We start from the raw sequence: 13048 nt of genomic DNA, 5'->3' as shown, positions 1-13048 counted from the left end.
CGGACCTTGCCGTCGGTCCCCTTGGTGTTCGGCGATGCGTTGTTCGGCGATGCGTTCGCGTCCACCCTTTCGACGCTAAGCCCGCTCCCACGGGGTCACCACTCGAACGGCCTAGTCACGGGCGTCCCGCACACCTAGGGCTTGTGCCATTTCACATGTCAAACTACATCCATGGACGACTTCCTCAGGCTCTCCGCCGACACGGCCCGGTTCACCCACGGAGCCCCGCGCGCCTTCTCCTTCGGGGACGACGGTCGACTGCTCTGGTTCCTCCGCTCCGGCGGTCCCACCGACGCCTTCGAGAGCCTCTGGGTGCTCGACACCGCCACCGGAACCGAAACCCGGCTTGCCGACCCCCGCGAGCTGTGTCCGCAGCCGGGCCCCCTGCCCACCGCCGAGCGCCGACTGCGCGAGCGGATCCGGCTCGTCGCGGCCGGCATCGGGTCGTACGCGCTCTCCGGCGACGGCCTGCGCGCCGCCTTCGCCCTGTACGGGCGGCTGTACGGGGTCGGCGCGGCCGGATCCGCGGCGCCCGAGGAGATCCCGGCCGCCGGCCCCGCCTGGGACCCGAGGCCCAACGCCGACGGCTCCCGCACCGCGTACGTCGGCGACGACGACGCCCTGTACGTCGCCCCCGGCGGCCGCGTCAGCCCAGACGACGGGGCCCGCTGGGGCGTGGCCGAGTTCGCCGCCGCCGAGGAGCTGGGCAGGGCCCGGGGCCACTGGTGGTCTCCGGACGGGGTCACGCTGCTCGCCGCCCGCGTCGACGAATCCGGCCTCCAGCGGCGCCACTTCACCGATCCGGCCCACCCGGAGCTGCCGCCCGAGGACTTCGCCTACCCCGAGGCGGGCGGGCCCAACGCCGACGTCCAGCTGTGGGTGCTGGGCCCGGCCGGGGAGCGGATACGGCTCGACTGGGACGCCGGGACCTACCCGTACGTCTCCGACGCCGGCTGGGAGTCGGAGTCGGAGATCCTGCTCACCGTCCAGGACCGCCTCCAGCAGCGCGTCCTGCTGCTCTCCGCCGACCCGGCCACCGGCCGCACGCGGGAGCTCTCCCGCACCGCGCACCCCCACTGGGTGGACCCGCTGCTCCCCGGCACCCCGGCCCGGCTCCCCGACGGGCGGATGCTGACCGGCGCCGACACCCCGGGCGGAGCGGCCCGTGCGCTCGCCGTCGACGGCGCCCTGCTCACCGGCGACGGGATCCAGATCCGCCGAGTGGCCGGGATCCACGGGGGCTCCCTGCTCGTCGAGGCCGCCCACGGAGATCCCGCCGACCAGCAGGTGCTGCTGCTCGACCCCGGCACCGGCGCGCCGACCCCGCTCGCCGACGGGCCCGGGGTGCACTCCGTCCTCGCCTCGGCCGGGACCCTGCTGCTGACCTCGGCCGACGCGGACGGGATCCGGCGCACCGTGCGCACCGCGGACGGGCGGGAGTTCTCCCCCGCCGACCTGTCCGCGCCGCTGCCCCACCGGGTGGTCCCGCTCCTGGAACGGGTCACCGAGCACCGCCTCCCCACCGCCCTGGTCCTGCCCCGCGGCCATCTCCCCGGCCGGCGGCTGCCCGTACTGATGGACAGCTACGGCGGCCCCGGCGCGCAGGACGTCAGCTCCGAACCGCGCCGCTGGCAGGCCCGCCAGTGGTGGGCCGACCAGGGCTTCGCCGTGGTGACCGTCGACAACCGCGGGACCGCGTACGTCTCACCCGCCCACACGCACGCCATGTACCGCGGCTTCTCCGAGGTGACCCTGGAGGACCAGGTCGCCGCCCTCCGGGCACTCGGCGCCCGGCACCCGGACCTCGACCTCGGCCGGGTCGGCATCCGCGGCTGGTCCTACGGCGGCTACCTCGCGGCCATGGCGGTGCTGCGCCGCCCGGACGTCTTCCACGCGGCGGCGGCCGGGGCCGCGCCCACCGACTTCCGCCACTACGACACCGCGTACACCGAGCGCTACCTCGGCCTGCCCCAGGAGCACCCGGAGGTGTACGAACGGGACTCCCTGATCCCGGACGCGCCGAAGCTGACCCGCCCCCTGCTCCTCACCACGGGCCTGGCCGACGACAACGTCCACCCCTCCCACACCCTGCGCCTGTCCCAAGCCCTGACGAACGCGGGCCGCCCCCACCAACTACTGGCCCTCCCGGGCGTCACCCACATGACCCCGGGCGGCACGCGCGAGAAGCTGATGGCCCTGGAACTGGAGTTCTTCCGCCGCGAACTGGCCTGAGCGGCTCCGGACACGCGGAAGGGCCCCGGGGACGTCGTCGTCCCCGGGGCCCCTCCCCTTCCCCAAGATCCCCGTCAGTCACCGGGGAAGTGACACGCCACCTCCCTGGAGGCGGTGAGCTGCAGCAGCGGCCGCTCGGTGCGGCAGACCTCCTGCGCCTTGGGGCAGCGCGGGTGGAAGGTGCAGCCCGGGGGTGGGGCGGCCGGGCTCGGCGGGTCGCCGAGCAGCACGATCCGCTCCCGTCGCCGTTCCGCCGCCGGGTCGGGCAGCGGTACGGCGGACAACAGCGCCCGGGTGTAAGGGTGCTGGGGGTTCTCGTACAGGGGCTGCTTGTCCCCGATCTCGACGATCCTGCCGAGGTACATGACGGCGACCCGGTCGCTGACCCGCTTGACGACCGAGAGGTCGTGCGCGATGAACACGTACGCCAGACCCAGTTCCGTGCGGAGCCGCTCCATCAGGTTGACGATCTGGGCCTGGACGGAGACGTCGAGGGCGGAGACCGGCTCGTCGGCGATGACCAGGCGCGGGCTGGTGGCCAGCGAGCGGGCGATGCCGATGCGCTGGGCCTGGCCCCCGGAGAACTCGTGCGGGTAGCGGTCGATGTGTTCGGGGATCAGGCCGACCAGGTCCATCAGTTCGGCGGCGCGGCGGCGGGCGTCGCCCGCGCTCCAGCCCTGGACCAGCAGCGGGTCGGAGATGATCCGGGCCACGGTCTGGCGGGGGTTGAGCGAGGAGTGGGGGTCCTGGAAGACCATCTGGATGTGCCGCCGCATCGGCCGCAGCGCGCTCTGCGAGAGGCGGCTGATGTCGCGGCCTTCGAACTCGACGCTGCCGGAAGTGGGTTCCAGCAGCCGTACGAGCATCCGCCCGGTGGTGGACTTCCCGCAGCCCGACTCGCCGACCAGGCCGAGGGTCCGACCCGCCTCCAGGTCGAACGAGACCCCGTCGACGGCGTGCACGGGCGCCCCCCGGCGCCCGGTCACGGACCGCTTCCCGGGGAAGGTCATGGTGAGGTCGCGGACGCTCAGCAGCGGCCCGGACGGCGGCGCCTCACGTTCCGCGGCGGACTGGGGGCGGGTGGCCTGGGCCGTCATCGGGACACCTCCGGGGCGGGGACGGCGGCAGCGGGCACCGCGCCGGCGAAGTGGCAGGCGGCCAGCCGGTCCGACGAGGCGCCCGGGCGCAGTTCGGGCCGCTCGCCCGCGCAGCGCTCCGCGTCCCCGGCCGGGGCCGCGGCCGCCACCGCGCAGCGGGGGGCGAAGGCGCAGCCCGGCGCCGGGGCGAGCAGGGACGGCGGGGAGCCGGGGATGGACGGCAGCGGAAGGTCGTCGGCGGTGTCGAGGCGGGGCAGCGAGTCGAGCAGGCCGCGCGTGTAGGGGTGGGCGGGTTCCGCGAAGAGGGCGTCGACCGGCGCCTGTTCGGCGGCCCGGCCGCCGTACATGACCAGCACCTCGTGGGCGACGCGTGCGACGACACCCAGGTCGTGGGTGATCATCACGACGCCGAGGCCGCGCTCCTGCTGGAGCCGGGCGATCAGCTCCAGGATCTGCGCCTGCACGGTGACGTCCAGGGCGGTGGTCGGCTCGTCGGCGATCAGCAGGTCGGGCTCGCAGGCCAGGGCCATGGCGATCATGGCCCGCTGGCGCATGCCGCCGGAGAACTGGTGCGGGTACTCCGCCGCCCGGCGGGCCGGTTCCGGGATGCCCACCTCGCCGAGCATGTCCACGGCCCGCTTGCGGGCGGCGGCCCGGCCGGACTTGAAGTGGACCCGGAAGTGCTCGGCGATCTGCTCGCCGACCGTGTAGTAGGGGTGCAGGCTGGAGAGCGGGTCCTGGAAGATCATGGCCATCCTGCGGCCGCGGATCCGGGACAGCTCCCGCTCGGACAGGCCGGTCAGCTCCCGTCCGTCGAGCGCGACGGAGCCGCCGACCTCGACGGCCCCCCGGTGCAGGCCCATGACGGCCAGGGAGGTGACGGACTTGCCGGATCCGGACTCGCCCACGATCCCGAGGGTGCGACCCGCCTCGACGGTGAACCCCAGGGAGTCGACGGCGCGCACGGTCCCGCGCGGGGTGGTGAACGTGACGCTCAGATCACGGACTTCGAGGAGAGCTGCCATCAGTACCTCACTCTCGGGTCGATGACGGCGTACAGGAGGTCGACGACGAGGTTGGCGACGACGATGAAGAAGGCGGCGAGCAGCGTGACGCCGAGGACCACGGGCTGGTCGGAGTTGACGAGCGCTCCGTAGAACAGCCTCCCGATGCCGGGGAGTCCGAAGATGGACTCGGTGATGACGGCTCCGGCGAGCAGCCCGCCGAGGTCCATTCCGAAAATGGTCAGGATCGGGGTCATCCCGGAGCGCAGCCCGTGTTTGACGACGACCGTGCGCTCGGGCATGCCCTTGGCGCGGGCGGTGCGGATGTACGGCTCGGCCATCGCCTCGATCATCGAACCGCGGCTCTGGCGGGCGTACATGGCCGCGTACAGCAGGGCGAGCGCGGTCCACGGCAGCAGCAGGTTGGTCGCCCAGGCGAGCGGGTCGTCGGTGAAGGCCTGGTAGGAGGGGTACGGCAGGAGGCCCGCGATGCGGATCACCCCGTAGATCAGCATCACGGAGGTGAAGTAGACGGGCAGGGAGGCGGCGGCGACCGCGCCCACCATCAGGGCCTTGTCGGTGGCGGTGTCCTTGCGCAGCGCGGCGGTGACGCCGGCGCCGAGTCCGAGGACCAGCCAGAGCGCGGCGGCGCCGACGGCGAGGGACGCGGAGACCGGGAGCCGGTCCATGAGCAGGTCCCAGACGGGCAGGGAGTTCTCGTACGAGTAGCCGAGGCAGGGGAAGTCGCATTGGACGGCGTACTGGCCGGAGCCGAGGGTGCGGCCGGTGAAGATCCCGGTGAGGAAGTCGCCGAACTGCCGCCACAGGGGCTGGTCGAGCCCCAGGTACGCGCGGACGTCGGCCAGCCGCTCGGCGCTGCAGGTCTTGCCGCAGGCGGCCGCGGCCGGGTCGGAGGGCAGGACGTAGAAGATGAGGAAGGTGACGGCGGCGATCGCGAGCAGCACTCCGACGAGGGCGAGCAGCCGGCGGGCGAGGTAGAGGATCAACTGCGGCCGCCCCTCGGGTCGAGGATGTCGCGCAGGGCGTCGCCGAGCAGGGTGAAGGCGAGCACGGCGAGGAAGAGGAACACGCTCGGGATGACGAAGTACATGGGGTCGGTCTCGTAGAAGGCCACGGACTCGGCGATCATCTGGCCCCAGGAGGGGGTGGGCGGGCGCACGCCCACGCCGAGGTAGCTGAGCGCGGCCTCGGTGCTGATCATGCCGGGGATGAGCAGGGTGGTGTAGGCGATGACCGGGCCCGAGACGCCCGGGAGGATCTCGCGGGTCAGGATCCGCCAGGAGCCGGCGCCGCCGACGCGTGCGGCGTCGACGTACTCGCGGTGGCGGAGGGAGAGGGTCTGGCCGCGGACGATCCGGGCGACGCCGGGCCAGCCGAAGAGGCCGATGACGGAGGTCATCAGCACGAGCCGGTTGACGTCCTTGGCCACCGAGAGCATCGCGATCATGAAGATGAGGGACGGGAAGGACATGGTCAGGTCCATGAGCCGGGACAGGACCGTGTCGGTGCGGCCGCCGAAGTACCCGGCGGCGATCCCGGCGGCGGTGCCGGCGACGACGACGATGGCGGTGGCCGCGAAGGCGATGAGGAGGGAGACCTGCGCGCCGTGGACGACGCGGGCGAACAGGTCGCGTCCGGTGACGGGTTCGACGCCGAGCCAGTGTTCGGGGCCGATCCCGCCGAAGGCGCCGAGGGGCTGGCCGCCGAGGTAGGGGTCGATGGCGGTCTTGTCGAACTCCTCGGGGGACCAGCCGCCGAGCGCGCCCAACCAGGGTGCGGCGAGGGCCATCAGGACGAAGAGGAGGACGACGCAGAGGCTGACCCGGACGGCGGTCCGTCGGCCGAGCTCCTGCCGGGCGAGTTGCCAGGGGCTGCTGCCGTGCGCTGCCGCGGGCCGGGCGGTGGCGGCATCGGAGGCCGGGGCCGTACCAGCGTCCGGGGCCGTACCCGGGGCGGGGGCCGTGTCGGGAAGCGGGGTGCCGGACGGGTCGGGCGCCGCCCGGTCTTCCGGGACCGGTGCTGTGGTGGTCATGGGCGGGGGCTCCGGGTTCCTCAGCCCTGGCTCTTCGACGGGTCCTTCAGGCCGACCGTCCCGTAGTCGATGGTGCCGGTCCACACGGGGTGGCCGTACGCGCCCGCGATGTTCGGGCCGACGAGGAGCGGCTTGCGCTCCATGAGGATCGGGATGGACGGGGACTTCTTCATGATCTCGGCGTCGAGGTCGATCCACGCCTGGTTGGCCTGCTTAGCGTCGGCCATGGCGTTGATCTCGTCGATCCGCTTCATGACGGCGTCGTCGCGGAACTGGGCGTAGTTGCCCTGGTTGCCCTTGTCCTTGATGGTGCGCCCGTCGAAGACGAACGGGATCCAGGTGGAGCCGGAGGGGTAGTCGGGGCACCAGCCGGTGTACGTCATGTCGGGGGTGGTGGAGAGGTCGCCGATGGCGTCGTAGTACGCGCCGGGGTCGACGGTGTCGATGACGACCTCGACGCCGGCCCGGGACAGGCCCTGCTGGATGGCCTCCGCCCGGCCCTTGTCGCCGGTGGAGACCGCGAGGGTGACCTTGAGGTTCTCCTTGCCGGCGGCCTTGAGGAGTTCCTTGGCCTTGGCCGGGTCGCCGGCCGGGGCGATCTTCAGGGTGTCGGCCTGCTTGCCGCCGGAGAGGGCCGGGGGCAGGTAGGCGGTGGCGACCTCGTTGAGGGCGGGCCCGCCGGCCGCGGTGATGATGGCCTCCTTGTCGACCGCGTACTGCATGGCCTCGCGGACCTTGGGGTCGTTGAAGGGGGCGCGGGAGTTGTTCAGGTGGAGCATGACCGTACAGCCCTGGGACTCGGCGAGCAGCCGCCCCTTGATCTCGGGCTTGGGCAGCACCTTGGGGGCGCTCTCGGGGCGCATGTTGGCGTACTCGACGGCCGAGGCGTCGGCGCCCTCGCCGGCGATGATGCGGTCGTCGATCTGGCCGCCCTTGAGGCCCATGACGACCACGAACTTGTCCGGGTAGGCCTTGCGGACGGTGTCGGTCTTCGGGTCCCAGTGCTCGTTGCGGACGAGGACGAGCTTCTTGTCGCGGTCGTACGTCTCGATCTTGTACGGGCCGGAGGAGAACGGGCGGGCGTCGTACTGGGTGCCCTTCTCCTGGGCCTGCGGGACGGGCGCGAAGGTGGGGAGGGTGGCGGTCTGGGAGAACTCGGCGACGGGGCGACGCAGTTCGAAGACGATCGTGCGGTCGTCGGGGGTCTTGACGGAGTCGAGGTGCTGCCCCTGGAGCGGGCCCTTGTAGCCCTCGGCGCCGGCCAGGTACTGGGCGGCGTAGTCGGGGCCTCCGGTCAGGTCGGGGGCGAAGGAGCGCTCGACGTTGTACTTGACGTCCTGGGCCTTGATCGGCGAGCCGTCCTCGTACTTCAGGCCCTCCTTCAGGGTGAAGGTCCAGGTCTTGCCGCCGTTGGACGGGGTCCCGAGGTCGGTGGCGAGGTCGGGGACCAGTTCGCTGCCGGCCTTGCCGGGTTCCGCCTTGAAGGTGACGAGCGTGCGGTAGAGCAGGCGGGTGCCGAAGTCCATCGTCGGCATCGTCCAGTTGCGGGCCGGGTCGAGGTGGGCGAAGTCCTGGTTGGACAGGACGGTGAGGGTGCCGCCCTTGACCGGGGTGCCGCCGATGGTCTTGCCGTCGTTGGCGGCGGCGGGGTTGGAGGCACCCGAACCCGCCGAGCCCTTCTTGGTGCCGGAGCAGCCCGAGGCGCCGAGTGCGAGTGCTGCCACCAGGCCGGTGGCGAGGGCGAGTTGGGTGCGCTTGGTCATGGTCACTCCAGTGAAGGGCCGCGCTCTACGATGTGACCGGTAACATAGTAATGTGAAATTGCACTGACAAGGGGTTGGCGCCGCCGTTATCCAGCCGTGTCCAAATCCCTTGATTGAAAAGGCAGTTGGGCCCGAACCGAGAAGGTCCGGGCCCAACGTGCGGCGTCCCCGAGGGACGCCGGGGTCAGCTCTTGGCAGTGCCGCCGAGGACGCTCGGGGTGCGACCCACCGGCTCGTCGCGGCCCTGGGCCCAGAGGGAGCGGACGTGGCCGAGGTGGCGGGCCATGCACTCCTCCGCCGCCTTCGCGTCACCGCTGATCATCAGGTCGAGCAGCTCGATGTGCTCCTCGGCCGAGGAGACCAGCTTGCCGGCCTCGTCCAGGCCGGTCAGGCCGTACAGCCGGGACCGCTTGCGCAGGTCGCCGACCGTCTCCACGAGGCGGTCGTTGCCCGCGAGGCCGAGCAGGGTCAGGTGGAAGCGGCGGTCCGCCTCCAGGTAGCCGATGAGGTTGTGCTCGCGCGCGCTGGTGACGATCTCCTCGGCGATGGGGCGCAGCTCCTCCAGCTGCTCGACCGTGGCCGTCTTCGTGATCCGGCCGATGGTGGGGACCTCGATCATCGTGCGCAGCTCGGTGTACTGGTCCAGGTCGCGCTCGCTGACCTCGGTGATCCGGAACCCCTTGTTGCGTACGGGTTCCACCAGGCCCTCGCGGGCGAGGTCGAGCATCGCCTCGCGCACGGGGGTGGCCGAGACCCCGAGCTCGGCCGCGAGACCGGGGGCCGAGTAGACGCTGCCCGGGCGCAGTTCGCCCGCTATCAGCGCGGCGCGGAGGGCGTGGCCGACCTGGTCGCGCAGCCGCTCCTGGGCCTTGATGAGACTGTGCTGCTTGAGGTCACCCATTGCTCTTCCTCCGATGGCCCGTACACCCTCGATGGGCAGAGGAACAGCGTACAATGTCACGTTGCGCCGCTCGCCCCTGCGGCCTCGAACAACGCGACCGCCACGGCAAGATCCTCCCAGGCCATGCCCACGCTCTTGAAGAGCTGTGGAGAACTCTGCGGCCCGCCGGGCGGCATCCGCCCGGCGACCAGGTCCGCGAGGGTGCCGGTGATGTGACCCGGCCCGATCGCCCCTTCCGCCTCCGGGACCAGGAGGTCCCCCGCCTCGCGCAGGGCGGCCGCGCGCGACTCCACGTACACCGCGGCGCGTCGCACGAGCGCGGTGTCCGTCTCCCGGGCCGTCGGCTCGTGGGAGCCGACGGCGACGACGGTGGCTCCCGGGCGGACCAGGCTCCCGTCGAAGAGGGGTTCGCGGGCGGTGGTGCAGCAGACGACCAGATCGGCGTCGGCCACGTCCTTCGGCGTGCCGGTACGGGCCCGATGGCCGAGCCGTCGGGCGTGCGCGGCGAGCCGCTCCGCACCCCCGGGGTTGCGGGCGACCACGACCGCCTCCGCCAACTCCCGCACGGCGAGGACCGCTTCCAGGTGCCCGTACGCCTGCGGTCCGGAGCCGAAGAGCACCAGCCGCAGCGGCCGTCCGGCCGGCGCCAGGTACCGCAGCGCCAGGGCGGAGACCGCCGGGGTGCGCAGGGCGGTGAGGGCCGCGCCGTCGAGCAGGGCGAGCGGGTTCAGCGTCGGCCCGTCCAGCAGCAGGTAGGACCCGGTGATCCGGGGCAGCCCCCGGGCGGGGTTCCCGGGCGCCACCCCGGCGATCTTCACCCCGGCGTACGTGGCGGACGCGGCGGGCATCAGCAGGAGTTCGCCGCCGCCGGGCACCGCGATCGCCGAGCGCTGCGGGCAGCCCTCCGGGTCCAGGCCGCCGAGCAGGGTGGCGGCCAGGGCGTCGGCGGCCCCGGCCGGGGTGAGGAGTCCCGCCATGGCCGCCGCGCCCAGCTGCGGAAAGCCGCCCGTGCTCACAGGAGGAACCCCGCGCCCAGGGGGTCGTGCGGGTCGACCGTGAAGACGTGTTCGCCGGTGCGGTAGGCGGTGCCGGTGACCTCGGTGACCCCGCCGGGCAGCACGTGACCGGTGAACACCGTGCCCGTGATCGACTCGTTCAGCAGGTCCTCCCCCGCCGCGAGCCGCCCGTCCTCCGCGAGCAGCGCGAGCCGCGTCGAGGTGCCGGAGCCGCAGGGCGAGCGGTCGATCTGCCCGTCGGCGAAGACGGTGACGTTGCGCTGGTGCGGCCCGAACGGGGTGTCGGGCAGCTCCTCGTGGAGGATCACCCCGTACACGCCGGACAGCAGCGGGCCGTCGGGGTGCCAGGTCGCCGGATGGGTGGCCAGCGCGGCCCGGATCTCGCGGCCGGCCCGCACCAGGTCGGGCAGTGCGGCCCGGGTGACCTCCAGCCCGAGGTCCCGGGCGCGGACGGAGGCGTAACAGGCCCCGGCGTGCGCGATGTCCACCTCGGCGAGTCCGAGGGTGGTGGCGACGGGCACCTTGCGGGCGCTCACCCGGGCCGGGACGTTGCGGAAGGTGACCCCGGTCGTACGGCCGCCGGCCCGGTGCACGGTGGCGGTGACCCGGCCGGACGGCACGTCGATGCGCACCGGGGCGTCCCCGTCGTCGGGGGCGGGGACCAGGCCGGTGTCCACGGCCCACGCCCCGAGGGCCATGGTGCCGTGGCCGCAGGCCGTGGAGTAGCCGTCCTTGTGCCAGAACAGCACCCCGAAGTGGGCGCCGTCGTCGTCGGCCGGGACGACGAACCCGCCGTACATCCCGGCGTGCCCGCGCGGCTCCTGCACGAGCAGCCGTCGTACGTCGTCCAGCGAGCCCCGGCGCGGAGCGGTCCCGGAGCCCCCCGGGCCGATGGCGGTGGCGCAGCGTTCGGCGACGGTGTCGCCGGGGACGGGGGGCATCCCCGGCGCCGACGTGTCGACGATGCGGAAGGGCTCGCCTGCGGTGTGGTAGTCCACCGTGCGGACGGTGATCACAGGAGGAAGCCTCCGGGGAAGGGGTCGGTCGGGTCCAGGAAGTACTGCGCGGTTCCGGTGATCCAGGCCCGGCCGGTGACGGTGGGGACCACGGCGGGCAGGCCGCCGACGGTGGTCTCGCCGACGAGCCGGCCGGTGAACTCCGTGCCGATGAAGGACTCGTTGACGAAGTCGGTGTCCAGGCCGAGCAGGCCCCGGGCGTGCAGTTGGGCCATGCGGGCGCTGGTTCCGGTCCCGCAGGGCGAGCGGTCGAACCAGCCGGGGTGGATGGCCATGGCGTGCCGGGAGCGGTGGGCGTCGGAGCCGGGGGCGGCGAGGTAGACGTGCTTGACCCCGGCGATGGAGGGGTTCTCGGGGTGGACGGGTCGGTCGTCGCCCGCGTTGATCGCCTCCATGATCGCGAGGCCGGCGGCGATCAGGTCGTCCTTGCGGGCCCGGTCGAAGGGCAGTCCCAGGGCGTCGAGTTCGACGAAGGCGTAGAAGTTGCCGCCGTAGGCCAGGTCGTAGGTGATCGTGCCGAAGCCGGGGACCTCGGTCTTCAGATCGAGCCCGACGCTGAAGGAGGGCACGTTGGTGAGGGTGACGGCGGTCGCCGCCCCGTCCTCGACGCGGACGTCGACGCTCACCAGTCCGGCCGGGGTGTCGAGCCGGACGGTGGTGACCGGCTCGACGACCGGCACCATGCCGGTCTCGACGAGGACGGTGGCGACCCCGATGGTGCCGTGCCCGCACATGGGGAGCAGGCCCGACACCTCGATGTACACGACGCCGTAGTCGGCGTCGGGGCGGGTGGGGGGCTGCAGGATCGCGCCGCTCATCGCGGAGTGCCCGCGCGGTTCGTACATGAGCAGGGTGCGGACGTGGTCCATGTGCTCGATGAAGTGGAGCCGCTTCTCGGCCATGGTGGCGCCGGGGATCACCCCGACGCCCCCGGTGATGACCCGGGTCGGCATGCCCTCGGTGTGCGAGTCCACCGCGTGGTAGATGTGACGCGTACGCATGGGTCCCCCCGGGTTGCTAGTTGAGGCCCTCGGCGAGGGCCTTCTCGGTGGCGGCGCGGACGGCGGCCTCGGTCTCCCCGGTCAGCGGGAAGCGCGGCGGGCGGGTGGTGCCGCCGGGGCGGCCGGCCAGGTCCATGGAGAGCTTGATGGCCTGGACGAACTCGGTCTTGGAGTCCCAGCGCAGCAGGGAGTGCAGGGACTTGTAGAGCGGGAGGGCGGTGTCGAGGTCCCCGGCGACGGCGGCCCGGTAGAGCGCGGCGCAGGAGTTCGGGAGGGCGTTGGGATAGCCGGCGATCCAGCCGACCGCGCCGGCGAGGGCGAGTTCGAGGAGGACGTCGTCGGCGCCGATGAGGAGGTCGAGGCCAGGGGCGAGTTCGGCGATCTCGTAGGCGCGGCGCACGTCGCCGCTGAACTCCTTGACGGCGACGATGGAGCCGTCGGCGTGCAGTCGGGCGAGCACGTCCGGGGTCAGGTCGACCTTGGTGTCGTGCGGGTTGTTGTACGCGACGACGGGCAGTCCGGCGCCGGCGACCTCGGCGTAGTGGGCGCGTACGGTCGCCTCGTCGGCGCGGAAGGCGTTGGGCGGCAGGAGCAGTACGGATCCGGCCCCGGCCTCCGCGGCCTGGTCGGCCCAGCGACGGGCCTCGGCGCTGCCGTAGGCGGCGACGCCGGGCATGACGCGGGCGCCGTCGCCGGCGGCCTCGACCGCGGTACGGACGACGCGGGCGCGCTCCTCGTCGGTGAGGGTCTGGTACTCGCCGAGGGAGCCGTTGGGGACCACGCCGTCACAGCCGTTGGCGATCAGCCAGGCCACGTGTTCGGCGTAGGCGTCGTAGTCGACGCCGAGGTCCTCGCGCAGGGGGAGCGCGGTGGCGACCATGATTCCGTGCCAGGGGCGGGTGCGGGGCGGGATGGACGCGGTGGTGTGCGCGTGGGTCATGGGTGAGCTCCCTAGAGTGGTGTGT

11 protein-coding genes are annotated in these 13048 nt (G+C 72.9%); 1 reads left to right on the top strand and 10 read right to left on the bottom strand.

Annotated elements, in window-relative coordinates:
* Nucleotides 1–171 precede the first annotated feature (171 nt).
* A complete protein-coding gene (locus tag ACFYYJ_RS32065) occupies nucleotides 172–2232 on the top strand; it encodes a prolyl oligopeptidase family serine peptidase (protein WP_389137586.1) in 2061 nt (686 codons plus the stop codon).
* Between the two features lie 74 nt (nucleotides 2233–2306).
* On the opposite strand, the gene ACFYYJ_RS32060 is transcribed toward ACFYYJ_RS32065, so the two are convergent.
* The 10 genes from ACFYYJ_RS32060 to ACFYYJ_RS32015 all read right to left on the bottom strand — a co-directional run bounded on the left by ACFYYJ_RS32060 (nucleotide 2307) and on the right by ACFYYJ_RS32015 (nucleotide 13023).
* Nucleotides 2307–3329: an ABC transporter ATP-binding protein gene (locus ACFYYJ_RS32060; protein WP_389137584.1), complete on the bottom strand. Its 1023-nt coding sequence runs from the start codon at nucleotides 3327–3329 to the stop codon at nucleotides 2307–2309.
* Nucleotides 3326–4354: an ABC transporter ATP-binding protein gene (locus tag ACFYYJ_RS32055; protein WP_385125519.1), complete on the bottom strand. Its 1029-nt coding sequence runs from the start codon at nucleotides 4352–4354 to the stop codon at nucleotides 3326–3328. Before ACFYYJ_RS32055 ends, ACFYYJ_RS32060 begins: the two co-directional genes overlap by 4 nt.
* Nucleotides 4354–5340, bottom strand: coding sequence for an ABC transporter permease (locus ACFYYJ_RS32050; RefSeq protein WP_384744098.1), 987 nt, complete (start codon nucleotides 5338–5340; stop codon nucleotides 4354–4356). The genes ACFYYJ_RS32055 and ACFYYJ_RS32050 overlap by 1 nt, the downstream gene beginning before the upstream one ends.
* Nucleotides 5337–6386 (bottom strand): ABC transporter permease, encoded by a 1050-nt coding sequence (locus ACFYYJ_RS32045; protein ID WP_389137581.1) that lies wholly within the window; start codon nucleotides 6384–6386, stop codon nucleotides 5337–5339. The genes ACFYYJ_RS32050 and ACFYYJ_RS32045 overlap by 4 nt, the downstream gene beginning before the upstream one ends.
* 20 nt (nucleotides 6387–6406) lie before the next feature.
* Nucleotides 6407–8149: an ABC transporter substrate-binding protein gene (locus ACFYYJ_RS32040; protein ID WP_385359032.1), complete on the bottom strand. Its 1743-nt coding sequence runs from the start codon at nucleotides 8147–8149 to the stop codon at nucleotides 6407–6409.
* A 184-nt stretch (nucleotides 8150–8333) separates the two neighbouring features.
* On the bottom strand, nucleotides 8334–9050 hold the full coding sequence (locus ACFYYJ_RS32035) for a GntR family transcriptional regulator (protein ID WP_385125523.1): 717 nt from the start codon (nucleotides 9048–9050) through the stop codon (nucleotides 8334–8336).
* 56 nt (nucleotides 9051–9106) lie between these two features.
* Nucleotides 9107–10027 (bottom strand): ornithine cyclodeaminase family protein, encoded by a 921-nt coding sequence (locus ACFYYJ_RS32030; protein ID WP_385359073.1) that lies wholly within the window; start codon nucleotides 10025–10027, stop codon nucleotides 9107–9109.
* 35 nt (nucleotides 10028–10062) lie between these two features.
* Nucleotides 10063–11082 (bottom strand): proline racemase family protein, encoded by a 1020-nt coding sequence (locus ACFYYJ_RS32025; protein ID WP_385125524.1) that lies wholly within the window; start codon nucleotides 11080–11082, stop codon nucleotides 10063–10065.
* Nucleotides 11079–12083, bottom strand: coding sequence for a proline racemase family protein (locus tag ACFYYJ_RS32020; RefSeq protein WP_385125526.1), 1005 nt, complete (start codon nucleotides 12081–12083; stop codon nucleotides 11079–11081). The genes ACFYYJ_RS32025 and ACFYYJ_RS32020 overlap by 4 nt, the downstream gene beginning before the upstream one ends.
* A 16-nt stretch (nucleotides 12084–12099) precedes the next feature.
* Nucleotides 12100–13023, bottom strand: coding sequence for a dihydrodipicolinate synthase family protein (locus tag ACFYYJ_RS32015; RefSeq protein WP_385359030.1), 924 nt, complete (start codon nucleotides 13021–13023; stop codon nucleotides 12100–12102).
* Nucleotides 13024–13048: the final 25 nt, after the last annotated feature.

Origin of the sequence: Streptomyces sp. NPDC002467 (assembly GCF_042889825.1) — a bacterium.
Lineage (GTDB): Bacteria > Actinomycetota > Actinomycetes > Streptomycetales > Streptomycetaceae > Streptomyces.
Note: the sequence above shows the minus strand (reverse complement) of the source record. Positions and strands in the feature narration are given on the sequence as shown.